The following is a 25,329-nucleotide window of genomic DNA, read 5'->3' as shown; positions in this document are numbered from 1 at the left end:
TGCCAACGTGGCGAAAGACCACGCCCAACGGGCCGGAACATGACTCCACCAGTGAAATGCGTATCGGGTTTTTAGGAGCGCTGTAATGCCTGAGATCTATCACTTCTTCCAACAGCTGGTTAATGGCCTGACCATTGGCAGCACCTATGCCTTGATAGCCATTGGCTACACAATGGTTTACGGCATCATTGGAATGATCAACTTCGCCCATGGCGAGGTCTACATGATTGGTTCCTACGTGGCCTTCATCGTCCTTGCCGGGCTGGCCATGATGGGTATCCACTCCCTGCCGCTGTTGATGACCGCTGCGTTCATCGCGACGATCGTCGTGACCAGTGCCTATGGCTACAGTATCGAACGCGTTGCCTACCGCCCATTGCGCGGCAGCAACCGACTGATTCCGCTGATTTCCGCCATCGGCATGTCGATTTTCCTGCAGAACACCGTACTGCTGTCCCAGGACTCCAAGGACAAGTCCATCCCCAACCTGATTCCGGGGAGCATCTCCTTTGGTCCGGGGGGCGCAGAGGAAGTACTGATTTCCTACATGCAGATCCTGGTCTTCGTGATCACCCTGATCGCCATGACCGGGCTGACCCTGTTCATCTCCCGTTCACGCCTGGGCCGCGCCTGCCGCGCCTGCGCCGAAGACATCAAGATGGCCAACCTGCTGGGGATCAACACCAACAACATCATCGCCCTGACCTTCGTCATCGGTGCCGCCCTCGCGGCGGTGGCGGCCGTGCTGCTGAGCATGCAATACGGCGTGATCAACCCCAACGCAGGCTTCCTGGTGGGCCTGAAGGCCTTTACCGCCGCGGTACTGGGTGGCATCGGCAGTATTCCGGGCGCCATGCTCGGCGGGTTGGTACTGGGTGTGGCCGAAGCCTTTGGCGCCGACGTGTTCGGCGACCAGTACAAGGATGTGGTGGCGTTTGGTCTTCTGGTTCTGGTGCTGTTGTTCCGTCCGACCGGCATCCTCGGCCGTCCGGAGGTTGAGAAAGTATGAACAGATATCTCAAACAGGCGCTGTTCAGCGCCTTGCTGGTCTGGGCCGTGGCCTTTCCGGTGCTCGGCCTGAAGCTGAGCATCGTCGGGATCAACCTCGAAGTGCACGGCACCGGTCCCCTGACCCTGACCGTGATCGCCCTGTGCTCGGTGCTGATGTTCCTGCGCGTGCTGTTCAGCCAGCAGGTCGGCGCGATGTTCAAGTCGTCCCGTGGTCCGCTGGTTTCGCCCAAGGTCGGCCAGTTCCTGACCCTGCCGAAAACCCAGCGCTGGATCATCATCGGCCTGATCGTGGCCGCGCTGATCTGGCCGTTCTTCGGCTCGCGCGGGGCGGTCGACATCGCCACCCTGATCCTGATCTACGTGCTGCTGGGCCTGGGCCTGAACATCGTGGTGGGCCTCGCCGGCCTGCTCGACCTGGGCTATGTCGGCTTCTACGCGGTGGGCGCCTACAGCTACGCGCTGCTGTCGCACTACTTCGGCTGGAGCTTCTGGCTGTGCCTGCCGCTCGCCGGCCTGATGGCCGCCACCTTCGGCTTCCTGCTCGGTTTCCCGGTGCTGCGCCTGCGTGGCGACTACCTGGCCATCGTGACCCTGGGCTTCGGCGAGATCATCCGGCTGTTCCTGCGTAACCTCACCGACCTCACCGGCGGCCCGAACGGCATCAGCAACATTCCCAAGCCGACCTTCTTCGGCCTGAGCTTCGAGCGCAGCGCCGCCGAGGGTGTGCGGACCTTCCACGAATTCTTCGGGCTGACCTACAACCCGGTGAGCAAGGTGGTGTTCCTGTACCTGGTGGCCCTGCTGCTGGCCCTGCTCGCGCTGTTCGTGATCAACCGCCTGCTGCGCATGCCGATCGGTCGTGCGTGGGAAGCCCTGCGTGAAGACGAGATCGCCTGCCGCGCACTGGGCCTGAACCCGACCGTGATCAAGCTGTCGGCCTTCACCCTCGGTGCCTGCTTCGCCGGTTTCGCCGGCAGCTTCTTCGCCGCCCGCCAGGGCCTGGTGACTCCGGAGTCGTTCACCTTCATCGAGTCGGCGATCATCCTCGCCATCGTCGTGCTCGGCGGCATGGGCTCGCAACTGGGCGTGATCCTCGCGGCGATCGTGATGATCCTGCTGCCGGAACTGATGCGTGAATTCAGCGATTACCGCATGTTGATGTTCGGCGCCATGATGGTGCTGATGATGATCTGGCGTCCCCAGGGTCTGCTGCCGATGCAACGTCCACACATGGAGCTGCGCAAATGAGCCGCGAGATCCTGAAAGTCGAAAACTTGAGCATGCGCTTCGGCGGCCTGCTGGCGGTCAACGGCGTGGCCCTGACCGTGAAGGAAAAACAGGTCGTGGCGTTGATCGGCCCCAACGGTGCCGGCAAGACCACGGTGTTCAACTGCCTGACCGGTTTCTACAAGCCGAGCGCCGGCAGCATCGTCCTCGACGGTCAGCCGATCCAGGGCCTGGCCGGCCACGAGATCGCCCGCAAGGGCGTGGTGCGGACCTTCCAGAACGTACGTCTGTTCAAGGACATGACCGCAGTGGAAAACCTGCTGATCGCCCAGCACCGCCACCTGAACACCAACTTCCTCGCCGGGCTGTTCAAGACCCCGTCGTTCCGCAAGAGCGAGCAGGAAGCCATGGAGTACGCCGCGTACTGGCTGGAAAAGGTCAACCTGACCGAATTCGCCAACCGCCCGGCCGGCACCCTGGCCTATGGTCAGCAACGTCGCCTGGAAATCGCCCGCTGCATGATGACCCGTCCGCGGATCCTCATGCTCGACGAACCGGCAGCCGGCCTCAACCCCAAGGAAACCGACGACCTCAAGGCGCTGATCAGCGTGCTGCGCGAGGAGCATGACGTGACCGTGCTGCTGATCGAGCACGACATGAAACTGGTCATGAGCATTTCCGACCACATCGTCGTGATCAACCAGGGCACGCCGCTGGCCGATGGCACGCCACAACAGATCCGCGACAATCCCGAAGTGATCAAAGCCTACCTGGGGGAAGCGTAAATGCTGCAGTTCGAAAACGTTTCCACCTTCTACGGCAAGATCCAGGCCCTGCACAGTGTCAACGTGGAAGTCCGCCAGGGCGAAATCGTGACCCTGATCGGCGCCAACGGCGCGGGCAAGTCGACCCTGCTGATGACCCTCTGCGGTTCGCCACGGGCCCACAGCGGCAGTATCCGCTACATGGGCGAAGAGCTGGTGGGGCAGGAGTCCTCGCAGATCATGCGCAAGAGCATCGCGGTGGTCCCCGAAGGCCGCCGGGTGTTCTCGCGCCTGACCGTGGAGGAAAACCTCGCCATGGGCGGTTTCTTCACCGACAAGGGCGACTACCAGGCGCAGATGGACAAGGTCCTGGAACTGTTCCCACGGCTCAAGGAGCGCTTCAGCCAGCGCGGCGGCACCATGTCCGGCGGCGAGCAGCAGATGCTCGCCATCGGCCGGGCGCTGATGAGCAAGCCCAAGTTGTTGCTGCTCGACGAGCCGTCGCTGGGCCTGGCACCGATCATCATCCAGCAGATCTTCGATATCATCGAGCAACTGCGCAAGGACGGTGTGACGGTGTTCCTGGTGGAACAGAACGCCAACCAGGCACTGAAGATCGCCGACCGTGCCTACGTACTGGAAAACGGCCGGGTGGTGATGGAAGGCAGCGGCAATGACCTGCTGACCGACCCGAAAGTCCGCGAAGCCTACCTGGGCGGTTGATTGGCGTCACGGTTCACGAAAAAGCCCCGGCTCGCCGGGGCTTTTTCTTGCCTGCCAGATGCTCAGGACAGGGCCGTCTCATGCTGCTGGCACGCCCCGTCGATATCCCTCGCCAGGGACTCCAGCAGCGCCTGCGCGCCACGATCGCGACGCAGCTTTGCGAGATGCCTGCGCGCCAGCTCGATATGAGCGCGAGCCTGGTCCGTGGCGCCACGCCGCAACGCCATTGGAATGCTGATGACGGCAATCTGAATGACCAGGCGGTGCGCGCCATGACGATCATGCTGTTCGATGACCCGCTGCAGCAGATCCCCCAACGCTGCGGTATTACGCTCCGGGGCCCGCCGCAACAACTGCTCCAGCGCCCGCAGCCAGAACAGCCGGTAACGCGGGACCAACTCATCCTCGGCTAACAGCAACGCCCAGGCCTCCTCATCACGCTGCAGATGCGCCAGCACCTGCGCCTTGTACATCAGCCGCTGCTGACGCTCGGTCGGCCACTGCGCACCCTGCACGCCCGCCTCCCACTCGGCCATGACCAACCAGGCCTGGTCGGGCCGGTTGAGTCGCAACAAGGCGTTGATCCGCACCTCCCGCATGCAGTCATAGACCGGCTGCCCCTGCGCCAGGATCCGGCCCTGCTGCTTGTCCAGAAACGCCAGGGCATCCTCAGGACGGCCGTCATCGATTATCGCCTCGGCCTTTTCGTAACTCATGCAGGAAAAGCACCCCCGACGCGGGTCCAGGCGCTGCAAGGCCTCGTCACAGACTGCGATCCGCTCTTCAGCCCATCCCGCACCGTCGACATTGGCATAGCAGGACACCAGATCCTGGGTCACACAGACCGATTGCGGGCACTGTTGCGCATCCTCCCGGTTGGCCCGCTCGAACAGCGCCACCACCTGCGCCAGCGCCGTTTCCCCTTCCAGCAGGCTGCCGACGCGATTGCGCATCTCCCAATGGCCGACGAACACCTCCAGCCACGGATGATCAATGGCCTTGGCCAGCGCCTTGACCTCCGGCAGCAGCGCCTGGGCCTGGGCGACTTCCAGGTTGAAGATGTGTTGAAGCATCCGTTCCAGCGCATCGACAGCCTGCCCCTTGCCCGACACTCGCAGCTCAGCCTTGAGCGTTTCCAACCAACTCCAGATATCCATGCGCGGCACTCTCCACTCGGCTCTTCAGGATCACCCATCATCGGGCCAGCAGAATCTGCATCGACTGCGCCAGCCCTTCCAGCGCCTCGGTCAGCACGGATGGCGCCTGCCCCACCGCTTGCCCGGCAATCATCACCTTGAACGCCTTGAGCAGCCGGGCCGCATCCAGCGCGCCAGGCGAGTTGTCGTCAATGGCCTGGAGCAGGGCCACGATGGCCGGGTTGGCGACGTTGAGATAAAGCCGATGGGCGGGCTGGGCCGTTATCTGCTGCGTATATTGGCGAGCCAGGTGCAAGGCCGCCGATGCAATCCGCCGATCCGCCTCATCGCTTTCAAGACGGGCCTTCAACTGCGCCTCATGATTGCTCACCACCACCATCGGCAGCGCCTGGGGGGCAAAACGCGCCACCACCAGTTCCTCGTTCACTGCCAGCCGCGCACTCAGCCAGTCGAGCTGCGACGCCGGCAGGCTCACCGGCGTGAACAACTGCCTGTTGCCACTTTCGCTGCCCAACTCGACCAGACGCACCCCTTGCGCCGCGCACCAAAGGCGCAGGAACGGCAGCACGGCATAACGATTGCCCTGCGCGATAGGAAAACCCAGGGCATGGAACAACATCGTTTCAAAGCCATCGTGGCTCTCCAGCAGCACATGCACCGCCCCATCGACCGGCAGATCGCGAACCCGCAGGTCGCCCTGGGAGGTGGGAACGCGCAGGCTGTCCTTGAGCAGGTCGAAGAGGCGCTGATCGCACAGAGTCGCCCCCAGCAAGGACTCGTTATGGCGCGACAGCACCCGTCGCCAGGCCTGCGGCTGGTGCTCGACGAGCCCGACCAGGCCGTCGATCAGCGCCTCGCCCAGGGCATGGCGGATCGCGGTGTAATGCTGGTCCCGTTGCAGGGCCTCGCGGCTCGCCGTCGGGGTCAGGTGGTTCGACTCGATCACGCCACCGATGAAACCCGCCCAGGATGGCAACAGGTCACGGGCATTGTCATCCAGCAGCATCCCGCGCAGGAACACGCTGAGATGACGGTTGTCATTCGAACCATAGGTCGCGCCATCCTGAACCCATAGCAACCCTTGCAGGTCGGGCCGGGCAGGCGAACGGACGGGCATGCAGCCAATCGGTTCGAAGGTCCTCTCAAAGCCCTTGGCGAACGCCACTTGCCGCTTGTGCAGTTGCAGCGGATGCAAGCCGCTCTCCCCCGGCAATCGCCAGGGCGGCGGTTCCTGGTTGATCACTGTGTCGGCATCCGCACCGACATGAATGGGCACTTCCAGCAGCGCGCAATAGCGCTCCAGGACCGCACGCAGGCATGCACTCTCGGCCAGGGCGCGGTGGTGCTCATGCAATTCCAGGGTAACTTCCGTCCCCACCGGCCGCGGCTCGCAAGCCACCACGCTGTACTGCTCGGCATTGCTGGACTGATAACAGAACCCAAGATGCGGCTGCTGGCAGGACGTGCTGCGAACGATGACCCGCCTGGCCAGCACGAAGGCCGACAGAAAGCCCAGCCCGAACATGCCGATCAGGCCTCCCGCATCCGCCCCCGTCTCGCGCAGGCCCCGCGTGTAGCCGACACCCACGGTCGCCAGGTAGGCGTGGATCTCATGTTCCGTCAGACCGGCACCGGTATCGACGATCCTGATGGTGTTTGACTGGGGATCGCCGAACACCTCGATACGTCCCTGCTCCCGCCAGTCGCCGTGTTCCAGGCGGCGGCGCAGAATCGAGTCGTGGGCGTTCTGTACCAGTTCGCGCAAGGCCACGGTAGGCGTGGAATACAGATGCTTGCCAAGCACCGACATCAGCCCCTTGAGGTCCACCCCGGCGCGATGGATGCGGGGAGAGTCATTTGTCGTGGAAACGCTGGGCCTGTCCATATCCAACCCTTGAAGGAAATCCGCTTTCATGGGAAACAGCTCATTTGGCCGGGCATTCTCGACGAAACGGACCATGAATGAAATCGTCGGCGCCCTGCCGGGCTGCGCAGGACGTTCCGGCGTGCAGCAGCCCTGAAAAGGCCTGGCGCCGTACCCTGGTGAAAAATAATCGATTATTTTTACCGACCGCTGTAACGAAACCGGTCCTCGTCACTCAAGTAAGACAGCAAGGCAATGAACGCCATCCGGGCCATTGCTTGCCATTGTCCACCCAGGAGATCAACCATGAACAATTGCACTACCCGCGCCCTGTCCGCCACCACTCTCGCCCTGGCCCTCGGCTCCGCACTGAGCATCGCCGCCCTGCCGATGACCGCTCACGCCGAGGACATGGAGAAATGCTTTGGCGTGGCCATGAAAGGCCAGAATGACTGCGCCGCCGGCGCCGGTACCAGCTGTGCCGGGACTTCGGCCCGCGACCAGCAGGGCGACGCCTGGAAACTGGTCCCGAAAGGCACCTGCGAGAAGACCGCCAGCAGCACCTCGCCCACCGGTTTCGGGCAACTGAGCGCCTTCAAGGAAAAAGCCTGATCATCCCGCCTGCCTGAGCGCCGAAGATGTCCACCTCAATGCCACACGCGCCCCTTCATCACGCTCAGGCCACCGGCAGTGAGCTCCCGCCCCGTGCCGGGCTGGGGCTCAAGCCGGAACACTTCCAGGTGGTCCTGGAAACCCGGCCGGACCTCGGCTTCTTCGAGGTCCACGCCGAAAACTACATGGTCGCCGGTGGCCCGTTTCATCACGCCCTGGGGCTGATCCGTGAACACTACCCGTTGTCACTGCACGGTGTCGGCCTGTCCATCGGCGGCGAAGGCCCGCTGGACGAGCAACACCTCAAGCGCCTGGCGACACTGATCGAGCGTTACCAGCCGCACGCCTTTTCCGAACACCTGGCCTGGTCGAGCCATGGCCCGGTGTTTCTCAACGACCTGCTGCCGCTGGCCTACGACCCGGCCACCCTGCAACGGGTCTGCGAACATGTCGACCAGGTGCAAAGCACCCTGAAACGCCCGATGCTGCTGGAAAACCCGGCCACCTACCTGCAGTTCCAGCGTTCGACGCTGGACGAACCGGAATTCATCGGCGAAATCATCCGCCGAACCGGCTGCGGGCTGTTGCTGGACGTGAACAACGTCCATGTCTCGTGCGTCAACCACCAGCGCGATGCGCTGGCCTACCTGGAGGCATTGCCACTGCACGCCGTCGGTGAAATCCACCTGGCCGGCTTCGCCGAAGACAGCGACAACCTCGGTGATCGCCTGCTGATCGACGATCACGGCGCCCCCGTCGACCCGGCCGTCTGGGCCCTGTATCGACAGGTATTGGCGAAGACCGGGGCACTGCCGACTCTGATCGAGCGCGACAACCGGATTCCGGCCTTTGCCGTGCTCCTGGACGAAGCCGCCCAGGCCCAGCATTGGCTGGACCGGGTCGAGGAACGAGCATGAGCGACCAGCAGATCTTCAGCACCGCCCTGCTCGATCCGCAACAGCCCTGCCCACCGGGTCTTTACAGCCGCAACGGGGCCGATCCGGCCAGCCGTTTCGCGGTGTACCGCAACAATGTGCAAAGTTCGTTGATCAATGCCCTCGCGGACAGTTACCCGGTCGTCAGGCAATTGGTCGGCGACGAGTTTTTCCGAGCCATGGCCGCCGTGCATGTCCGGCAGATCCCGCCTTGCAGCCCGATACTCAACGAGTACGGGCGGGACTTCGGCGCCTTCATCCAGGGCTTCGCCCCGGCGGCGAGCGTGCCCTACCTGGCCGATATCGCCCGTCTGGAGCGCTTGCGGATCGATGCCTATCACGCCGCCGACACGACGCCCATGAGCCCCGAGCAGATCGGCCGACACCTCGCCGCCCCCGAAGCACTGGGCTGCCTGAAGGTCACGCTGCACCCCTCGGTCGCAGTGCTGCAGTCGGCCTATCCGATTGTTTCGATCTGGCAGGCCCACCAGGGCACGGGACAGCTGGAGCAGATCGACCCGACCCGGAGCGAGTCGGCACTGGTCCTGCGCCAGCATTGGCAGGTCGAGGTGTTCGGGATCGATGACGCCACCCGGGTATTGCTCCAAAGCCTACAGGACGGCCTGCCGCTGGAGCCGGCGATGGCGGGTGCCTATGCCGCCAACCCCGGATTCGATCCGGGCCAGGCCCTGGGCCTGCTGATTCGCCACAACGCCCTCATTGACCTGCAAACAACGCAAAAGGCCCGCCCATGAACACCCACCTGGAAACCCGGCGCCGCGCTACCGGCCTGTTCGGGCGCATCATTGAACGGTTCGAGAAAATCCCCTACAGCCTGATCGCCCTTGTCGGGCGCTTTTCCATCGCGGCCGTGTTCTGGAAGTCCGGGCAAACCAAGATCGAAGGCCTTGCCATCGACCTGGTCGCCGGCACCTTCGAGCTGGGCCTCCCGCACCTGGCGCCTTCGACCGTGCCGTTGTTCGCCAGCGAGTACCAGGTGCCGCTGCTGTCACCGGAAGTCGCCGCCCACCTGGCCGCGATCGCCGAGCACGTCTTCCCGGCGCTGATCCTGCTCGGGCTCGCCACGCGCTTTTCGGCCCTGGCCTTGCTCGGCATGGCCCTGACCATCCAACTGTTCGTCTATCCGGGTGCCTACCCGACCCATGGCACCTGGATCGCCCTGCTATTGTTGCTGATGGCCAAGGGGCCCGGTCGGCTCTCCCTCGACCAGTTGATCGCCCAGCGCTATCGCTGAATCCGCTGCAGCGCCTCGCCGCTGCGCTTGAACCAGCCGACCAGGTAGTCGGCCAGCACCTGTGTGCGCCGCGGCAGCCCGCCCTGGTAGGGATGCACCAGGTAGGCCGGCATGTCGCGGGTCTGGTAATCGCGCAACAGCCAGCGCAGACGCCCATCGGCCAGTTCCGCGGTCAGCGCATAGGACGGCAGGCGGGCGATCCCGGCACCGACCAGCGCGGCCTTTTTCAACAGGCTGTAGTGATTGCTGGCGAAAGGGCCGCCGACCCGTACCCGCAGCAACTCATGCTGGCGATGGTACTGCCACTCCTCGCGCCCGCTGTAGTGGCTGTTGAGCAGGCAACGATGATGGGCTAGCTCCTGGGGCGTCTGCGGCTCGCCGTAACGCTCCAGGTAGGCCGGGCTGGCACAGGTCAGTTCGTTCATCACCAGCAGGGGCCGGGCCACCAGGCGCTCGTCGTTGCCGACGTCGGTGCGGATCGCCAGGTCGAAGCCCTCGCGGGCCAGGTCGCGAAAGGCATTGCTCAGGTCCAGCTCGATCTGCACATCGGGATAGTCCCGGGAGAACTCCAGCAGCAGGCCATCGAAGAAAGTTTCCCCAAGGGAGACCGGCACCGTCATCCGCACGGGACCGGCGATGTCGTCCTTGAGCCGGGCCAGCGCCTGGTGCGCCCGTTCCACCTGCCGGACCAGGGCCTGGGCCTGGGGGAGCAAGGCCGCGCCCGCAGCGGTGAGGCTCAGGCGTCGCGTGGTGCGATGCAGCAGGACCACCGCGAACTGCGCTTCCAACTGGCTGATGCGCTTGGACAACTGCCCCTTGCTGCAGCCCAACTGCTGGGCTGCCAGGGTGAAGCTGCCCGCCTCGACCAGCACGGCGAACGCCGCCAGATCATCCATTTCGCTCACGGCATTGTTTCCAAAAGAAAACCAAAGGTTGCCTATTAGCCTGCTTATCGGCAGAAAAATCCAGCCTAGACTGCAGGCTCACCCCTCAACAGGAGCAAGCGTCGGATGAAAATTATCTTGATTGGAGCCCAGGGAACCGTTGGCTCGGCGATCGAAAAGGAACTGGCCTCGCGTCACGAGATCATCAAGGTCGGGCGTACCCGTGGCGACCTGCAGGTCGACATCAGTGACAGCGCATCGATTCGCAAACTGTTCGAACAGACCGGCAAGTTCGATGCACTGGTCTGCGCCGCCGGTAACGTCACGTTCGCGCCACTGGCCGAGATGACGGCAGAGCATTTCGCCGTGGGCTTGCAGGACAAGCTGATGGGCCAGGTCAACCTGGTGCTGATCGGGCGTGAATACGCCAATGACGGGGCCTCGTTCACCCTGACCACCGGCATCCTGAGCCACGATCCGATTCGCGCCGGCGCTTCGGCCAGCCTGGTCAACGGCGCCCTCGACAGCTTCGTCAAGGCAGCGGCCATCGAGTTGCCACGGGGCCTGCGGATCAACTCGGTGAGCCCCACCGTGCTGGTCGAGGCCATGGGCAGCTACGCGCCCTACTTCCGCGGTTTCAAGCCGGTCCCCGGCGAAGAGGTGGGCCTGGCCTACGCCAAGAGCGTGGAAGGCCTGCAGACCGGCCAGACCTATCGCGTCGGTTGAGGCCCGCCGGAATCGATCCCCAGGCACCGGCCCCATGGCGCCTTCCGACCTGCGCCCCTGACCTGTAGGAGCCCTGCCCTGGGGGAGCCCACAGGCTCAATGGTGCCCAGGGCGGTTCAGCGCAAAGCTTGTGATGAGGGTCCAGGCTGGGTAACGTGGCGGCACTTGCCAGGAGACCCGATGATGCGTGCCGCCCGTTCCTTGATGATTTTCGCCCTGCCCCTGTTCGCCGCCGGCTGCCAGATGCTTGCCCCCGCCGGCCCCCACCCCACGGCCGGACTGAACCGCATGCAGGGCGAACTGAGCAGCGTCGACGGCAAGCTGCTGTTCAAGCCCTGCCAGGAACAACGCCGCTTCATCGTCAACGACAGCGGCAACACCAGCATCGCCCAGGAAGCCGCCAGCTTCGCGGGCAAGCCCGGCAAGCTGTTCGTCGACCTGCGCGGCAGCTTCTCGTCGAGCAAGGCCGACGGCTCCGACGGCCAGTTGAACCTGCAACAGCTCTACCGCCTGGAGCGTGACAGCGGTGGCTGCAGCGACCCTGACTTCCGCCGCCAGACCGTTATCGCAAACGGCCATAACCCGGACTGGACCTTCAAGGCCACCGGCAACGGCCTGGTGCTCGAACGCAACAAGCAACCACCGCTGGTCCTGCCCTACCTGGAAGAGCAACTCGGTGACGGCCGCTTCAGCCTCAGCACCGAAGCCAACAACCAGCACATCGAGCTGTGGGTCGCACCGCAGCGTTGTGTCGACAGCAGCACCGGCAGCATCCGCCACCTCAGTGCCGAGCTGCGAATCAACGGCCAGGTCCAGCGCGGCTGCGCCACGTTCGGCGGCGCCCGCAACGACTGATTCAGACCAGCAGTCATTCAAGCCTCACGGAAAACCGCCGTTGGGGCTTATAATCTCCGGTTTGTTGTAAAGCCGGCGCGCCCGCGTGGCCCGCATACTGGACCCTGTCATGCTACGAATCACCGAACTCAAGCTGCCGCTCGACCACCCCGATGAAGACCTGCGGTCAGCCATCGTCCAGCGCCTGGGCATTGCCAGCGACGACCTGCTGGACTTCACCCTGTTCAAGCGCAGCTACGACGCCCGCAAGAAGTCGTCCGAACTGTTGTTCATCTACACCATCGACCTCTCGGCGCGCAATGAAGAAGCCCTGCTGAAGAAGTTCGCCGACGACCACAACGTCAATCCGGCGCCGGATGTCAGCTACAAGGTGGTGGGCCAGGCGCCAGCCGACCTGCGCGAGCGGCCGATCGTGGTCGGCTTCGGTCCCTGCGGCATCTTCGCCGGCCTGCTGCTGGCCCAGATGGGCTTCAAGCCGATCATCCTCGAGCGCGGCAAGGAAGTACGCCAACGCACCAAGGACACCTGGGGCCTGTGGCGCAAGAGCGTACTCAACCCCGAGTCCAACGTGCAGTTCGGCGAGGGCGGTGCCGGGACCTTCTCCGACGGCAAGCTCTACAGCCAGATCAAGGACCCGCACCACCACGGCCGCAAGGTCCTGCATGAGTTCGTCAAGGCCGGCGCGCCGGAAGAGATCCTCTACGTCAGCAAGCCGCACATCGGTACCTTCCGCCTGACCGGCATGGTCGAGAACATGCGCAAGGAAATCGAGGCGCTGGGCGGTGAAGTACGTTTCCAGCAGCGAGTCACCGACCTGCTGCTCGACGGCGATCAACTCACCGGCGTGGTGCTCGACAGCGGCGAACAGCTGGATTCCCGCCACGTGGTCCTGGCCCTGGGCCACAGCGCCCGCGACACCTTCCGCATGCTGCACAGCCGTGGCGTGTTCATGGAAGCCAAACCGTTCTCCATCGGTTTCCGTATCGAACACCCGCAGTCGCTGATCGACAGCGCGCGGCTGGGCAAATATGCCGGGCACCCGAAGCTCGGCGCCGCCGACTACAAACTGGTGCACCACGCCAAGAACGGCCGTTCGGTCTACAGCTTCTGCATGTGCCCGGGCGGTACCGTGGTGGCGGCCACCTCCGAGCCGAACCGGGTGGTCACCAACGGCATGAGCCAGTACTCGCGTAACGAGCGCAACGCCAACTCCGGCATCGTCGTCGGCATTACGCCGGAAGTCGATTATCCGGGCGGCCCGCTGGCCGGTATCGAGCTGCAGGAGCGCCTGGAGTCCCACGCCTTCGTGCTCGGCGGCAGCAACTACGAGGCACCGGCGCAACTGGTCGGCGACTTCATCGCCGGCAAGCCGTCGACCGCCGTGGGCAGCGTCGAGCCGTCCTACAAGCCGGGCGTGGCCCTCGGGGACCTGGCACTGGCCTTGCCGGACTTCGCCATCGAGGCCATCCGCGAGGCACTGCCGGCCTTCGAGCGGCAGATCAAGGGCTACTCGTTGCACGATGCGGTGCTGACCGGGATCGAGACCCGTACCTCGTCGCCGCTGCGCATCACCCGTGACGCGTCGATGCAGAGCCTGAACGTCAAGGGCCTGTTCCCGGCGGGCGAAGGCGCCGGTTATGCCGGTGGCATTCTCTCGGCCGGTGTCGACGGTATTCGTATCGCCGAAGCGGTGGCACGCAACATCCTCGGGATCGAGGCCTGAGGCCGCCGCCATGAGCTACAGCGTCTCGCCCATCGGCTTCGTGCGCTCCTGCTTCAAGGAGAAGTTCGCCATCCCGCGCCAGCCCCAACTGGCGCCGGCGGCTCGGGGCGTCGTGGAACTGGTGGCGCCGTTCGACCAGGGTGATGCGGTCCAGGGGCTGGAGCAGGTCAGCCATGTCTGGCTGCTGTTCCTGTTCCACCAGGCGCTGGAGGACAAGCCAAGGCTCAAGGTCCGGCCGCCGCGCCTGGGGGGTAACAAGTCGATTGGCGTGTTCGCTACCCGGGCAACGCACCGACCGAACGGCATCGGCCAGTCCGTGGTAAGGCTGGACAAGGTCGAAGGCCATCGGCTGTGGATCTCGGGAATCGACCTGCTGGATGGCACGCCGATTCTCGATATCAAGCCGTATGTGCCCTACGCCGATATCGTCGCTGGCGCCGTCAACGACATCGCCAGCGCGGCGCCACAACTGATTCCCGTGCAGTGGACGGCTAACGCCCTGCAACAGACCCAGACGCACGCCCAGCGCCTTGGCGAGCCTCTGGTCGAACTGATCGAACAGTGTCTGGCCCAGGACCCACGTCCGGCCTACCAGACGCCTACACCGGAGCGTGAGTACGGTGCGCAGTTCTGGGACCTGGATGTACGCTGGCATTACCCGCAGGCGGGCTTGATCCGCGTACTGGAAGTCATCCCCGCTCGCTAGACTCGGCTTCTCTCCTCCAGGGCACCAGCTCCTGCTGTGGTGAGCAGGCTTGCCTGCGCTAGAATCGGCTCTCTCCCTCAAGGCACCAGCTCCTCCTGTGGCGAGCAGGCTTGCCTGCGCTGGGGTGCGAAGCACCCCTAAAACCCGTGCACGCAGCGTATCAGACATAACGTGCCCACGGGTTTACCGCTGCTACGCAGCCGAACGCGGGCAAGCCCGCTCGCCACAAGGCCGCCTACCAAAGAAAACCGCTCAGCCCGGAAACGAAAAAGCCCGCGCTGCCTTTCGGCAACGCGGGCTTTTTTGAGTATGGCGCTCTTACTTCTCGACGAACGCACGCTCGATCAGGTAGTCACCCGGCTCGCGCATACGTGGCGAAACGGTCAGGCCGAAGCTGTTGAGCACTTCGCTGGTCTCGTCGAGCATGCTCGGGCTGCCGCACAGCATGGCGCGGTCGTCCTGCGGGTTGATCGGCGGCAGGCCGATGTCGCGGAACAGCTTGCCGCTGCGCATCAGGTCGGTCAGGCGGCCTTCGTTCTCGAACGGCTCACGGGTCACGGTGGGGTAGTAGATCAGCTTCTCACGCAGCGCTTCACCGAAGAACTCGTTCTGCGGCAGGTGCTCGGTGATGAATTCGCGGTAGGCGACTTCATTGACGTAGCGCACACCGTGGCAGAGGATCACCTTCTCGAAACGCTCGTAGGTTTCCGGATCCTGGATCACGCTCATGAACGGCGCCAGGCCGGTACCGGTGCTCAGCAGGTACAGGTGCTTGCCCGGTTTCAGGTCGTCCAGCACCAGGGTACCGGTAGGCTTCTTGCTGATGATGATCTCATCGCCTTCCTTCAGGTGCTGCAGTTGCGAGGTCAGCGGACCATCCGGCACCTTGATGCTGAAGAATTCGAGATGCTCTTCCCAGTTCGGGCTGGCGATCGAGTAGGCACGCATCAGTGGCCGGCCGTTAGGCTGCTGCAGGCCGATCATCACGAACTGACCGTTTTCGAAGCGCAGCCCCGGATCGCGGGTGCACTTGAAGCTGAACAGAGTGTCGTTCCAGTGGTGAACACTGAGGACACGCTCGTGATTCATGTTGCTCATTGGGATGGGGCTCCTGGAGATTTGGCCTGCGCTATCAATGAGCGCAATTGCATAGCATTCTAATGGCGGCGACAATATCTGTTAAATGCATTATCAAGATAAGGGTTATCGGTTATATAGATATGCGATTTACTCTCCGTCAACTTCAAGTATTCGTCGCCGTCGCCCAGCAGGAAAGCGTATCACGCGCCGCTGGCCTGCTGGCGCTTTCCCAGTCTGCCGCAAGCACCTCGATCACCGAGCTGGAGCGACAATCGAGCTGCCAATTGTTCGACCGGGCCGGCAAGCGCCTGAGCCTCAACGCCCTGGGCAAGCAGCTGTTGCCACAGGCCGTGGCGCTGCTCGACCAGGCCAAGGAGATCGAGGACCTGCTCAACGGCAAGTCCGGCTTCGGCTCCCTGGCTGTCGGCGCCACGCTGACCATCGGCAACTACCTGGCAACCCTGCTGATCGGCAGCTTCATGCAACTGCACCCGGAGAGCCAGGTGAAGCTGCATGTGCAGAACACGGCGAACATTGTGCAACAGGTCGCCCACTACGAAATTGACCTGGGTCTGATCGAAGGCGATTGCAGCCATCCCGACATCGAGGTGCAGAGCTGGGTCGAGGATGACCTGGTGGTGTTCTGCGCCCCGCAGCATCGATTGGCCCAGCGTGGCCAGGCGAGCATGGAGGAACTGACCCGTGAAGCCTGGATCCTGCGTGAACAGGGCTCGGGGACCCGGCTGACCTTCGACCAGGCCATGCGTCATCACCGCAGTGCACTGAACGTCCGCCTGGAACTGGAACACACCGAGGCGATCAAGCGGGCGGTGGAATCGGGACTGGGGATCGGCTGTATCTCGCGCCTGGCGCTGCGCGATGCGTTTCGTCGAGGTAGCCTGGTACCGGTGGAAGCGCCGGAGCTGGACCTGGCGCGGCAGTTCTACTTCATCTGGCACAAGCAGAAATACCAGACTTCGGCGATGCGCGAGTTTCTCGAACTGTGCCGCAACCTCACCGCCGGCGTACGCCGCAGCGATGAGATCGTGCTGCCGAGCCTGGTCTAAAAGGGGTTAAAGCAGGATCACCGCCCAAACCAGGGCGATCATGCTCAGGGCCACGAACTGTGCGGCACTGCCCATGTCCTTGGCATTTTTCGACAGGGGGTGACGGTCGAGGGAAATGCGGTCGATCGCCGCCTCCACTGCCGAGTTGAGCAGCTCGACGATCAGCGCCAGCAGGCACACGGCAATCAGCAACGCACGCTCGACCCGGCTGACGCCGAGGAAGAACGCCACGGGGATCAGGATCACGTTCAACAGCACCAGTTGGCGGAACGCCGCCTCGCCGGTGAAAGCGGCACGCAGGCCGTCCAGGGAATATCCCGACGCGTTGAGGATACGTTTTAAACCGGTTTGACCTTTAAAAGGCGACGACATAAGTAGGCAACTGAACAAAATGGTATAGGAAAGCTAGTTCAACCAAAGTCAAAAAAGCGTGAATGCCAGGGGCGTTACTGGCTGGAGATTGACTCAAGTTGTTGCAGCAGCAGCGCAGCCTGGGTCCGGGTACGAACCCCCAGCTTGCGGAAGATGGCCGTCACATGGGCCTTGATGGTCGCCTCGGAAACGCTCAGCTCATACGCGATCTGTTTATTCAGCAAACCTTCGCAGACCATGGTCAACACCCGGAACTGCTGCGGCGTCAGGCTCGACAGTCCGGCACTGGCGGCCTTGGCTTCGTCGGAAACACTGACCGCCTCGAACGCCTGGGGCGGCCACCAGACCTCGCCATCCAGCACATTGCGCACGGCTTGCTGGATCACTTCCAGGGAACTGGACTTGGGAATGAAGCCACTGGCGCCGAATTCGCGGGAACGCACCACTACCGCGGCTTCCTCCTGGGCCGAAACCATCACCACCGGAATCTGCGGGTATTGGCCCCGCAGCAGCACCAGGCCGGAGAAACCATAGGCACCGGGCATGTTCAGGTCCAGCAGGACCAGGTCCCAATCGGCTTTCTCGGTCAGGCGGGTTTCCAGTTCGGCGATGCTCGCCACCTCCACCAGCCGCACATCGGGACCGAGCCCGAGGGTCAGCGCCTGGCGCAGTGCACTGCGAAAAAGAGGATGGTCATCGGCGATCAGGATTTCGTATGTGGTCATTTTTCAAATGATCCTGTTTTTTAGGCGGGCATCAATCGGGTCGACACACGCCGAGGCATCTCGAAGCGACGGCCTGATAAAGGCCATGCGTCAAAGGGCACGCTTAACGCCTGGAACCGGCGTTTGCACATTCTGCCGCACCCGAATCGGCGCCAAGCATGCCCAGCACAGCCGGGGTGGTCAAGTTCGATGCTATCCGGCAAAGTCACCGGCTACCTGACAAGAGTGCCATTATGCGAAGCCAAGCCCTGCGTGCCGATATCCTGATGCTGCTGACCGCCATGATCTGGGGTTCCGGCTTCGTCGCACAAACCTCGGGGATGGAGCATATCGGCCCCTTCCTCTTTTCCGGCCTGCGTTTCGCCCTCGGCTCGCTCTGCCTGTTGCCACTGGTGTTGCGCCGCAATCCCCGGCAGGTGCGGCCAGAGCCGTTTCTGACCCGCGGCCTGTTGCTCGGCGGGATGCTGATGGGGCTGGCCCTGGCACTGGGCATCAACCTGCAACAGGTCGGCCTGCTGTTCACCACGGTAACCAACGCCGGTTTCATCACCGGCCTCTATGTCATTGTAGTGCCCCTGCTGGGACTGTTCATTGGCCACAAGACCGGAATCGGCACCTGGCTGGGGGCGGTGCTTGCGGTGGTCGGCATGTTTTTGCTGAGCGTTGGCGAGCAGTTCCAGGTCTCACCGGGGGACTGGCTGCAACTGATCGGCGCCTTCGTCTGGGGCGGGCATGTGATCCTCGTCGGCGTGTTCGCCAAACGCCACGACGTGATTCGCCTGGCGTTCCTGCAGTTCGCCACCTGTGCCGTGGTCAGCCTGGTGCTTGCCCTGTGCCTCGAACCGATCCAGTGGCCGGCCATCGTCGCCGCCGCTCCGGCGATTCTCTACGGCGGTATCGTCGCGGTGGCTATCGGCTACACCTTGCAGGTGATCGCCCAGAAGGACGCGATTGCCTCCCACGCCGCCATCATCTTTTCCCTGGAAGCGGTATTTGCCGCTATCGCGGGCGCCTGGCTGCTCGACGAGTCGCTGCATCTGCGCGGCTATATTGGCTGCGCGCTGATGCTGGCGGGCATGCTGGTCGCCCAGCTATGGCCACGGGCAGAGGTTACGGTGCCGGCAGAAAAGGCCTGAGTTGCCGATGGGCCTGGTCGTCGAAATCCAGCGGCAACTGGAACTTGGCGCCCAGGTAATGAGTGGTGAAGACCTCCAGCAAGGCACTGACCGCTTCGCCAGCACGGGTATCACCAGCGAGCTCCAGGCACAGGGCACCGACCTCCGCCGTACAGAAGTGGTCATCGCGCTTGGAGCGGCGCAGCTTGTAGCGTGACAACTGCTCCGACTCCAGGCTCAGCACCGGGAAACGCTCCAGGTACGGGCTCTTGCGGAACATCTTGCGGGCTTCGGTCCAGGTCGCGTCCAGCAGGATGAACAATGGACGCTTGCCTTCCACCGGCCGCACCTCGGTCACCACCCGCTCCGGCGCAACGAACTCGCCTGGAAACACGATGAACGGCTGCCATTGCGGATCGTCGAGCAGCGCCAGCAGTTGCGGATCGACTTCGGTACGCGACCAACTGAAGGCCGTGGTATCGCCAAGCACGTCGGCAATCAGCCAGCCGGTGTTGCTCGGTTTCATCGGTTCCACATCGTGCATCAGCAGGCAGATCGCCGACCGCGCCGATACCCGCGGGAGCCAGTCGCACAGGCAGTACTGCGGAATCACCCGGCACCCTTCACAACGCTCGGCTCGTGAGCCGCGGGCGGTGAATGGCGCTTTCGCACGGGCCAGGCGTTCGGCGCGAAGACGGGAAACAGCGTGGCTCATGGGCAGCTACGCCGGCAGGAAGAAGGCTTGAACACGAAAGGCACGACTCAAAGCGGTAAAAAGTCCGCGCAGTCTAACAGAGGCGGCCAACGGGATTGAGCCACTGATTATCGGCGTTTTCCTTCAACGGCAAGCTAGTAGGTCTTACAAGGGGCCTCTATACTTCGCGACCACTGAACGCACAGCCCGGCAACGGGTCGAAGCACCAGTTACCGAACCAGGAGAGTTGCATGCTGCGTCTTACCGTCCCGTCCATCGCCCTGTTGCTGGCGTTGCCTTTCAGCGCCCAGGCGGCATCGCTGAAGGATTTCGAACTGAACAAAATGCTGAAGGACGTCGCGCAGAAGAGCAACGAAAGCCTGCCTCGCGAACTCAACGAGCACATTCTGGAAGTCGCCTACACGGTTGAAGACAACCAGTTGATCGACCACCTCAGCGTGCAGTCCGACTATGCCGAAAGCATGCGCGAGAACCCGAAGGCGGTTTATCTGCAACTGGGTGCCAGCGTCTGCCGCAACCCCAACTATCGCAAGCTGATGGCTCGCGGCGCGGTGATGCGCTACGAGTTCACAGAGAACAAGAGCAACCGCCCTGTCGCCTCCGCGCGCTTCGTGGAAAGCGACTGCCCGAAAGAAGTACCGCCGAAGAAAAAGTGATCACTGCCGGGCCTGGCGCCGCTGTTCATCATCGGCGCGCAGTTCCGCCACCAATGCCTGCAGGTAACGTGAACGGCGGTCCACGCCCTCCAACCGCCGCAGGCATTCGTCCTCGAAACTGAGCTGATTGGCCTCGGCGGCCATCCGCAACAGCTGATACAACTCGACATCGACTTCCAGTGTCACCCTCTTCATTCCCCGCCTCCGTGCCGTACAGCTGAACCGGCCAAGCCCTTGCGACGTTTGCCGTCAACGCCCTATCCAGTAAATCAGAGCCGGAACCCCGGGACAGGGCTTCTGACGAGCGGCACCATTCGTGAAGCCCAAGGCAACAAGCGGTTGCCGACCTGGCTTCATGGGGCCATGATCCAATGGCCAGTTGTCATGCAAACGCATCAGACTGGGCGTACAGCGACACATGCAGTGTCGCGGCGGCGGCGACGATTTCGACCGCGCCAGAGTTTCTGTGTAGAAGGAGACCTTGCATGCCTTACGAACCCAATGACTTGCTGTTCCGTCATTTCCAGAACAACGGTGTCGACCTCACGAACAAGGTCGAAGAACAACTCAAGCAGATTGCCCCCGACAGCCCCAACCTTCCGCTCTACCGCGACATGATGCTGACCGTCCTGCGCATGGCCCAGGACGACCGCAACCGCTGGAATGCCAAGATCGTCCTGCAGGCCTTGCGCGAACTGGAGAATGCCTTTCGCGTACTTGATCAGTTCAAGGGCCGGCGCAAGGTCACCGTATTCGGTTCCGCCCGAACGCCGGTCGAACATCCGCTGTATGCCCAGGCCCGCGAGCTGGGAGCCGCACTGGCCAAGTCCGAGCTTATGGTCATCACCGGCGCCGGCGGTGGCATCATGGCCGCCGCCCATGCGGGAGCCGGGCTGGAACACAGCCTCGGTTTCAACATCACCCTGCCCTTCGAGCAGCATGCGAACCCGACGGTCGACGGCACCGTCAACCTGCTGTCCTTCCATTTCTTCTTCACCCGCAAGCTGTTCTTCGTCAAGGAAGCCAACGCGCTGGTGCTGTGCCCAGGCGGTTTCGGCACCCTCGACGAAGCCCTGGAAGTCCTGACCCTGATCCAGACCGGCAAGAGCCCGCTGGTACCCGTCGTCTTGCTGGATGTGCCTGGCGGCACCTTCTGGCAGAGCGCCATCGACTTTTTGCGCAACCAACTGGAAGCCAACCGCTACATCCTGCCCAACGACCTGAAGCTCATGCGCCTGGTGTACAGCGCCGACGAGGCCGTGGCGGAAATCAACCAGTTCTACAGCAACTTCCACTCCAGCCGCTGGTTGAAGAACCAGTTCGTGATTCGCATGAGTCATCCGCTCAATGAACAGGCGCTGGCGCAACTTGACGAGCAGTTCGCCGACCTGTGTGTCAGTGGTGGTTTCCATCAGCATGGCTACGCGGGCCAGGAGCACGATGAGCCGCAATTCAGTCACCTGTCGCGACTGGCGTTTCACTTCACGGCAAGGGATCAGGGACGATTACGGGAACTGGTGGACTTCATCAACCAGCCGGAAAACTGGAAAAAGCCCGTGGTAACGGCGCAACAGCGCGTGCGCGAACCGATCAAGGCGACCTGATCAGTCGTCCAGGCCTCGGCCGCTCAACAGGCGGCCGATCATGTCCATGGAATAACCCCGATAACTGAGAAAGCGTCCCTGCTGGGCACGCTCGCGGGCGTCAGCCGGCAGACGCCCGGCAAACTTGCGCCGCCAGGTGTCTTCCAGTTGTGCCTGCCAGTCGAAGCCGCTTTCACGCAAGGCCAATTCGATATCGGCGCGTTGCAGGCCACGCTGGCTCAACTCTTCGCGAATACGCATAGGGCCATAGCCGGAGCGGGCACGGTAGGAGACAAAGCTTTCGAGGTAACGGGATTCGGACAGCAGCCCCTCTTCCGTCAGGCGGTCGAGTTCGCTGTCGATCAGTTCAGGCGGGGCGCCGCGCTGACGCAACTTGCGCGTCAGCTCGACTCGACCATGCTCGCGTCGCGCGAGCAGGTCCATTGCAGCACGCCGTACGGCGACCGGCGTATCCAGTACGGCGCTCATCAGCTCACTCAGATATCGGCGTCAGCCAGATCGTCTTCGGTTTCGTCGGCAGTGGCGCTGCCTTTGAAGTCTGCTGGAGCATTGGTGTTCAGCAGCTTGTCACGCAGTTGCTTTTCCAGCGCCGCAGCGATGTCCGGGTTCTCCGCCAGGAACTTGGCAGAGTTGGCCTTGCCCTGACCGATCTTGCTGCCGTTGTAGCTGTACCAGGCACCGGATTTCTCAACGAAACCATGCAGTACGCCCAGGTCGATCATCTCGCCATTGAGGTAGATGCCCTTGCCGTACAGGATCTGGAATTCAGCCTGGCGGAACGGCGAAGCCACCTTGTTCTTGACGACCTTGACGCGGGTTTCGCTGCCCACCACTTCGTCGCCTTCCTTCACCGCGCCGGTACGGCGGATGTCAAGGCGAACCGAAGCGTAGAACTTCAGCGCGTTACCACCGGTGGTGGTTTCCGGGCTGCCGAACATCACGCCGATCTTCATGCGGATCTGGTTGATGAAGATGACCAGGCAGTTGGCGTTCTTGATGTTACCGGTGATCTTGCGCAGCGCCTGGGACATCAGGCGAGCCTGCAGGCCGACGTGCATGTCGCCCATCTCGCCTTCGATCTCGGCCTTCGGTACCAGCGCGGCTACGGAGTCGACGATGATCACGTCGACCGCGTTGGAACGCACCAGCATGTCGGTGATTTCCAGGGCCTGTTCGCCGGTATCCGGCTGGGAAACCAGCAGGTCGTCGACGTTAACACCCAGCTTGCCGGCGTATTCCGGGTCCAGGGCGTGTTCGGCGTCGACGAAGGCGCAAGTGGCGCCGGCTTTCTGGGCCTGGGCGATAACGGAAAGCGTCAGGGTGGTCTTACCCGAGGATTCCGGGCCGTAGATCTCGATGATCCGGCCTTTCGGCAGGCCGCCGATGCCCAGCGCGATGTCCAGGCCCAGGGAACCAGTGGAGATAGCAGGAATAGCCTGGCGCTCATGATCGCCCATACGCATCACGGCACCCTTGCCGAATTGACGTTCGATCTGACCCAAGGCCGCAGCCAAGGCTTTCTTCTTGTTGTCGTCCATTAAAGTCCTCACGTAATCAATAAGGCCTGTGACGGCCAACACCTGTATAAGTAGACAGTATTATTCCACAGCCTTGGCGACTCGCCTACCCCTGATTTGCGATTTCTGCTTCCGCCCGTCGCAACAGCCCTTCCAGGGCAGCCTGAACGGTCTGCTGGCGGACCGCATCGCGGTCGCCGTCGAACTGGCGGCGCTCGGCGCTCACCTGGCCACCGACGCCCCAGGCCAGCCAGACGGTACCCACCGGTTTCTCGACGGAACCGCCGTCCGGCCCGGCCACGCCACTGACCGCCACGGCGAAGCGCGCCCGGCTGTGGGCCTGGGCACCCCGGACCATGGCCTCGACCACCTCGCGACTGACCGCGCCGACCTGGCCGAACAGTACCTCGGGCACCTGCAACTGGCGGGTCTTCTGCTGGTTGGAGTAGGTCACATAGCCGGCCTCGAACCAGGCCGAACTGCCGGGAATCCGCGTGATCGCCTCGGCGATGCCGCCGCCGGTGCAGGACTCGGCGGTGGTGACCTGGGCGTTGAGGGTCTGCAGGCGCTTGCCGAGGTCGGCGGCAAGCCGGGTGATGTCGTCCACGTTGCTCTCCTGTCTGAAAATAAACCGCATGCTCTCCTGATTTGAGAGAGCCCCATCGGGCCCTTTCGCGGCGATGCGGCGTCCCGACAAGCCCGGCTCCTACAGGATTCGCGTCGCCCCCAATTCTGCGTACAACCCAGCTCTTGTAGGAGCCGGGCTTGCCCGCGAAAGGGCCCGCAAACCTTGCCCACAACCCTGCAATCGCCCACAGAAGCCGCCGCGCAATGAACACCCTACACGAGCACATCCGGCTTTCAAGCCACGCTTTGCATCCGAATGTCAGCGCGAGACCTTGTCGGCATATGCCTGGCAGGCCTGCAGGGCAATCAGGGCGCGGTCGCCGTCGTCGGTGATGGCGATAATTCGTTGAGCATGCGCGGGGTCAAGTCGGGCGCGTGGGGCTGCATGAACCACGCTGCCGGTGGCGGCGGTGGCAGGCAGCGTACAGCCGCTGGCGGGGTCACTGCTGTCGAGGAGGACTGACAGCCGTAGATCGGCAGTAGCCAGGCGATCACGCAGGCGAGCCTGATCCTGTTGCACATCGTTCAGCTCCTTGGAATGGGTTTGGTCGCTGGCCTGGAGCTGCTGCTCCAGGGCCAGGCGCTTGTCCTGCTCGGCACGCTGTTGCGTCGCCGCAGCCAGGGAAATCTGTTGGAGCGCATCGGCCTGCAACCGGGCCTGATGCTCCAGTTGCAAGCCGTAACGCAGGCCTTGAATCCGCCAGGCCAGTGCCGCCGAACCACCGGCCACCAGGGCCAGCAGGACGACGACAACGAACAGACGGTAAGGCGCCGGAATCAGGTCGAGGAGGCGCATAGCACCGCCCTCGCCCGCGCCCAGAGTTGCAGGCGATCATCGAGGCCGTTGAGGCCGCCGTTGATCCTGCGGGTGATGCTGTTGAACTGGTCGGCATCGGCCAACCCGTTCAACCCTTGCTGCTCCCAGAACCAGGCCGCCGACTCGGCGGCCCACAGTGGTTGCTCAAGCAGCTCCGGTTGTTGCAGCAGACGCTCGTCGCCGAACAGCGCGAGGCTGCATTGACGGTAGTTGCTGCGACCGGTGACCTGGATCAGCCCGCGACCGCGATAGCGCTGGCCATCGCCATCGGCGTCCGGGGTGTTGCCCAGGCGAATCGCCAGGGCGCCCGTATCGTACTTGCTCAGGTACTGGTCACTGCCCAGCTCACGCACGTAGCGCAGTTGCGCGGACTCATGGCCCACCTGGGCCAGGAAGGCGGCAATGCGCTTGGGGGTAGTGATGTCGTGCCGGGACATGGCGGTGTTGAGAGCGGGTACGAAAACGCCGGCTTTGGGGCCAGCGTTGGGCAGGATTTGCAGCAGTTGCTGCTCGGTAACGGGCATGGCTTTCTCCGGGCCCAAAAAAACCGCTCGATGGCGGTGGATGAGGTCTGGGTTTTGCCCAAACGGTA

At 63.2% G+C, this 25,329-nt stretch carries 29 protein-coding genes; 16 read left to right on the top strand and 13 right to left on the bottom strand.

The window, feature by feature from the left end; translation table 11 throughout:
- The first annotated feature begins 85 nt into the window (after positions 1 to 85).
- From livH to AC6I6U_RS11235, 4 genes are read left to right on the top strand one after another with little or no spacing between them, the layout of a single operon-like run.
- Positions 86 to 1,009, top strand: coding sequence for a high-affinity branched-chain amino acid ABC transporter permease LivH (gene livH, locus AC6I6U_RS11250; RefSeq protein ID WP_054061010.1), 924 nt, complete (start codon positions 86 to 88; stop codon positions 1,007 to 1,009).
- Positions 1,006 to 2,259: a high-affinity branched-chain amino acid ABC transporter permease LivM gene (locus AC6I6U_RS11245; RefSeq protein WP_497882015.1), complete on the top strand. Its 1,254-nt coding sequence runs from the start codon at positions 1,006 to 1,008 to the stop codon at positions 2,257 to 2,259. The genes livH and AC6I6U_RS11245 overlap by 4 nt, the downstream gene beginning before the upstream one ends.
- Complete coding sequence (gene livG / locus AC6I6U_RS11240) at positions 2,256 to 3,023, top strand: high-affinity branched-chain amino acid ABC transporter ATP-binding protein LivG (RefSeq protein ID WP_497882014.1); 768 nt, start codon at positions 2,256 to 2,258, stop codon at positions 3,021 to 3,023. The genes AC6I6U_RS11245 and livG overlap by 4 nt, the downstream gene beginning before the upstream one ends.
- Positions 3,024 to 3,725 (top strand): ABC transporter ATP-binding protein, encoded by a 702-nt coding sequence (locus AC6I6U_RS11235; protein WP_017127665.1) that lies wholly within the window; start codon positions 3,024 to 3,026, stop codon positions 3,723 to 3,725.
- 62 nt (positions 3,726 to 3,787) lie between these two features.
- On the opposite strand, the gene AC6I6U_RS11230 is transcribed toward AC6I6U_RS11235, so the two are convergent.
- Both AC6I6U_RS11230 and AC6I6U_RS11225 read right to left on the bottom strand, forming a co-directional pair.
- Positions 3,788 to 4,882 carry a hypothetical protein gene (locus tag AC6I6U_RS11230; RefSeq protein ID WP_497882013.1) on the bottom strand — a complete coding sequence of 365 codons (1,095 nt, stop codon included), beginning with the start codon at positions 4,880 to 4,882 and terminating at the stop codon, positions 3,788 to 3,790.
- A gap of 37 nt (positions 4,883 to 4,919) precedes the next feature.
- Positions 4,920 to 6,767, bottom strand: a complete 1,848-nt coding sequence (locus AC6I6U_RS11225; protein WP_497882012.1) for an ATP-binding protein — start codon at positions 6,765 to 6,767, stop codon at positions 4,920 to 4,922.
- A gap of 285 nt (positions 6,768 to 7,052) precedes the next feature.
- Here AC6I6U_RS11225 and AC6I6U_RS11220 point away from each other — a divergent pair, with 285 nt between their 5' ends.
- Genes AC6I6U_RS11220 through AC6I6U_RS11205 form a run of 4 tightly spaced genes read left to right on the top strand, consistent with a single transcriptional unit; the run spans position 7,053 to position 9,548 of the window.
- Positions 7,053 to 7,358 carry a BufA1 family periplasmic bufferin-type metallophore gene (locus tag AC6I6U_RS11220; protein WP_497882011.1) on the top strand — a complete coding sequence of 102 codons (306 nt, stop codon included), beginning with the start codon at positions 7,053 to 7,055 and terminating at the stop codon, positions 7,356 to 7,358.
- Positions 7,359 to 7,384: 26 nt separating this feature from the next.
- The gene (bufB, locus tag AC6I6U_RS11215; protein ID WP_497882010.1) at positions 7,385 to 8,275 is read left to right on the top strand and encodes an MNIO family bufferin maturase; all 891 of its coding nucleotides are present in this window, start codon (positions 7,385 to 7,387) and stop codon (positions 8,273 to 8,275) included.
- Positions 8,272 to 9,048, top strand: a complete 777-nt coding sequence (locus AC6I6U_RS11210) for an HvfC/BufC N-terminal domain-containing protein (RefSeq protein ID WP_497882009.1) — start codon at positions 8,272 to 8,274, stop codon at positions 9,046 to 9,048. Before bufB ends, AC6I6U_RS11210 begins: the two co-directional genes overlap by 4 nt.
- On the top strand, positions 9,045 to 9,548 hold the full coding sequence (locus AC6I6U_RS11205; RefSeq protein ID WP_497882008.1) for a DoxX family protein: 504 nt from the start codon (positions 9,045 to 9,047) through the stop codon (positions 9,546 to 9,548). Before AC6I6U_RS11210 ends, AC6I6U_RS11205 begins: the two co-directional genes overlap by 4 nt.
- Here the strand turns inward: AC6I6U_RS11205 and AC6I6U_RS11200 are convergent.
- On the bottom strand, positions 9,539 to 10,453 hold the full coding sequence (locus AC6I6U_RS11200) for a LysR family transcriptional regulator (RefSeq protein ID WP_497882007.1): 915 nt from the start codon (positions 10,451 to 10,453) through the stop codon (positions 9,539 to 9,541). The genes AC6I6U_RS11205 and AC6I6U_RS11200 overlap by 10 nt on opposite strands.
- A 105-nt stretch (positions 10,454 to 10,558) precedes the next feature.
- Between AC6I6U_RS11200 and AC6I6U_RS11195 the strand changes: the two genes are divergently transcribed.
- The 4 genes from AC6I6U_RS11195 (at position 10,559) to tsaA (ending at position 14,442) form a co-directional block, all read left to right on the top strand.
- Complete coding sequence (locus AC6I6U_RS11195; protein WP_497882006.1) at positions 10,559 to 11,158, top strand: short chain dehydrogenase; 600 nt, start codon at positions 10,559 to 10,561, stop codon at positions 11,156 to 11,158.
- A gap of 183 nt (positions 11,159 to 11,341) precedes the next feature.
- The gene (locus AC6I6U_RS11190; protein WP_497883017.1) at positions 11,342 to 12,013 is read left to right on the top strand and encodes a COG3650 family protein; all 672 of its coding nucleotides are present in this window, start codon (positions 11,342 to 11,344) and stop codon (positions 12,011 to 12,013) included.
- Positions 12,014 to 12,122: 109 nt separating this feature from the next.
- Entirely contained in the window at positions 12,123 to 13,736 is a 1,614-nt protein-coding gene (locus AC6I6U_RS11185) for an NAD(P)/FAD-dependent oxidoreductase (protein WP_497882005.1), read from the top strand.
- A gap of 10 nt (positions 13,737 to 13,746) precedes the next feature.
- A complete protein-coding gene (gene tsaA, locus AC6I6U_RS11180) occupies positions 13,747 to 14,442 on the top strand; it encodes a tRNA (N6-threonylcarbamoyladenosine(37)-N6)-methyltransferase TrmO (protein WP_497882004.1) in 696 nt (231 codons plus the stop codon).
- Between the two features lie 318 nt (positions 14,443 to 14,760).
- Here the strand turns inward: tsaA and fpr are convergent, their stop codons facing one another.
- A complete protein-coding gene (gene fpr, locus AC6I6U_RS11175) occupies positions 14,761 to 15,540 on the bottom strand; it encodes a ferredoxin-NADP reductase (protein WP_003198368.1) in 780 nt (259 codons plus the stop codon).
- Between the two features lie 122 nt (positions 15,541 to 15,662).
- Between fpr and AC6I6U_RS11170 the strand changes: the two genes are divergently transcribed.
- Complete coding sequence (locus AC6I6U_RS11170) at positions 15,663 to 16,589, top strand: LysR family transcriptional regulator (RefSeq protein ID WP_497882003.1); 927 nt, start codon at positions 15,663 to 15,665, stop codon at positions 16,587 to 16,589.
- Between the two features lie 6 nt (positions 16,590 to 16,595).
- Here the strand turns inward: AC6I6U_RS11170 and AC6I6U_RS11165 are convergent, their stop codons facing one another.
- Positions 16,596 to 16,961 carry a diacylglycerol kinase gene (locus tag AC6I6U_RS11165; RefSeq protein ID WP_497882002.1) on the bottom strand — a complete coding sequence of 122 codons (366 nt, stop codon included), beginning with the start codon at positions 16,959 to 16,961 and terminating at the stop codon, positions 16,596 to 16,598.
- Between the two features lie 74 nt (positions 16,962 to 17,035).
- The gene (erdR, locus tag AC6I6U_RS11160; RefSeq protein WP_497882001.1) at positions 17,036 to 17,686 is read right to left on the bottom strand and encodes a response regulator transcription factor ErdR; all 651 of its coding nucleotides are present in this window, start codon (positions 17,684 to 17,686) and stop codon (positions 17,036 to 17,038) included.
- A gap of 233 nt (positions 17,687 to 17,919) precedes the next feature.
- On the opposite strand from erdR, the gene AC6I6U_RS11155 reads away from it, so the two are divergent.
- Positions 17,920 to 18,822 carry a DMT family transporter gene (locus tag AC6I6U_RS11155; protein ID WP_497882000.1) on the top strand — a complete coding sequence of 301 codons (903 nt, stop codon included), beginning with the start codon at positions 17,920 to 17,922 and terminating at the stop codon, positions 18,820 to 18,822.
- Here AC6I6U_RS11155 and AC6I6U_RS11150 read toward each other — a convergent pair.
- Positions 18,797 to 19,516 carry a tRNA-uridine aminocarboxypropyltransferase gene (locus AC6I6U_RS11150; RefSeq protein WP_497881999.1) on the bottom strand — a complete coding sequence of 240 codons (720 nt, stop codon included), beginning with the start codon at positions 19,514 to 19,516 and terminating at the stop codon, positions 18,797 to 18,799. The genes AC6I6U_RS11155 and AC6I6U_RS11150 overlap by 26 nt on opposite strands.
- 230 nt (positions 19,517 to 19,746) lie before the next feature.
- Between AC6I6U_RS11150 and AC6I6U_RS11145 the strand changes: the two genes are divergently transcribed.
- Entirely contained in the window at positions 19,747 to 20,172 is a 426-nt protein-coding gene (locus AC6I6U_RS11145; protein WP_497881998.1) for a PA3611 family quorum-sensing-regulated virulence factor, read from the top strand.
- Here the strand turns inward: AC6I6U_RS11145 and AC6I6U_RS11140 are convergent, their stop codons facing one another.
- Positions 20,173 to 20,367 (bottom strand): hypothetical protein, encoded by a 195-nt coding sequence (locus tag AC6I6U_RS11140; RefSeq protein WP_497881997.1) that lies wholly within the window; start codon positions 20,365 to 20,367, stop codon positions 20,173 to 20,175.
- A gap of 290 nt (positions 20,368 to 20,657) precedes the next feature.
- Here AC6I6U_RS11140 and AC6I6U_RS11135 point away from each other — a divergent pair, with 290 nt between their 5' ends.
- Positions 20,658 to 21,776: an LOG family protein gene (locus AC6I6U_RS11135; protein WP_497881996.1), complete on the top strand. Its 1,119-nt coding sequence runs from the start codon at positions 20,658 to 20,660 to the stop codon at positions 21,774 to 21,776.
- Here the strand turns inward: AC6I6U_RS11135 and recX are convergent, their stop codons facing one another.
- The 5 genes from recX to AC6I6U_RS11110 all read right to left on the bottom strand — a co-directional run bounded on the left by recX (position 21,777) and on the right by AC6I6U_RS11110 (position 25,261).
- The gene (recX, locus tag AC6I6U_RS11130; RefSeq protein ID WP_497881995.1) at positions 21,777 to 22,244 is read right to left on the bottom strand and encodes a recombination regulator RecX; all 468 of its coding nucleotides are present in this window, start codon (positions 22,242 to 22,244) and stop codon (positions 21,777 to 21,779) included. It lies immediately after the preceding gene.
- An 8-nt stretch (positions 22,245 to 22,252) separates the two neighbouring features.
- On the bottom strand, positions 22,253 to 23,314 hold the full coding sequence (gene recA / locus AC6I6U_RS11125) for a recombinase RecA (protein ID WP_497881994.1): 1,062 nt from the start codon (positions 23,312 to 23,314) through the stop codon (positions 22,253 to 22,255).
- Between the two features lie 85 nt (positions 23,315 to 23,399).
- A complete protein-coding gene (locus tag AC6I6U_RS11120) occupies positions 23,400 to 23,930 on the bottom strand; it encodes a CinA family protein (RefSeq protein ID WP_497881993.1) in 531 nt (176 codons plus the stop codon).
- Between the two features lie 249 nt (positions 23,931 to 24,179).
- Positions 24,180 to 24,716, bottom strand: coding sequence for a lysis system spanin subunit (locus AC6I6U_RS11115; RefSeq protein ID WP_497881992.1), 537 nt, complete (start codon positions 24,714 to 24,716; stop codon positions 24,180 to 24,182).
- The gene (locus AC6I6U_RS11110; RefSeq protein ID WP_497881991.1) at positions 24,698 to 25,261 is read right to left on the bottom strand and encodes a glycoside hydrolase family 19 protein; all 564 of its coding nucleotides are present in this window, start codon (positions 25,259 to 25,261) and stop codon (positions 24,698 to 24,700) included. Before AC6I6U_RS11110 ends, AC6I6U_RS11115 begins: the two co-directional genes overlap by 19 nt.
- Between the last annotated feature and the right edge of the window lie 68 nt (positions 25,262 to 25,329).

This window comes from Pseudomonas sp. UTLPPB19802, assembly GCF_059730225.1.
The sequence above is the reverse complement of the archived record's forward strand: the minus strand, read 5'-3'. Positions and strand labels throughout refer to the sequence as shown.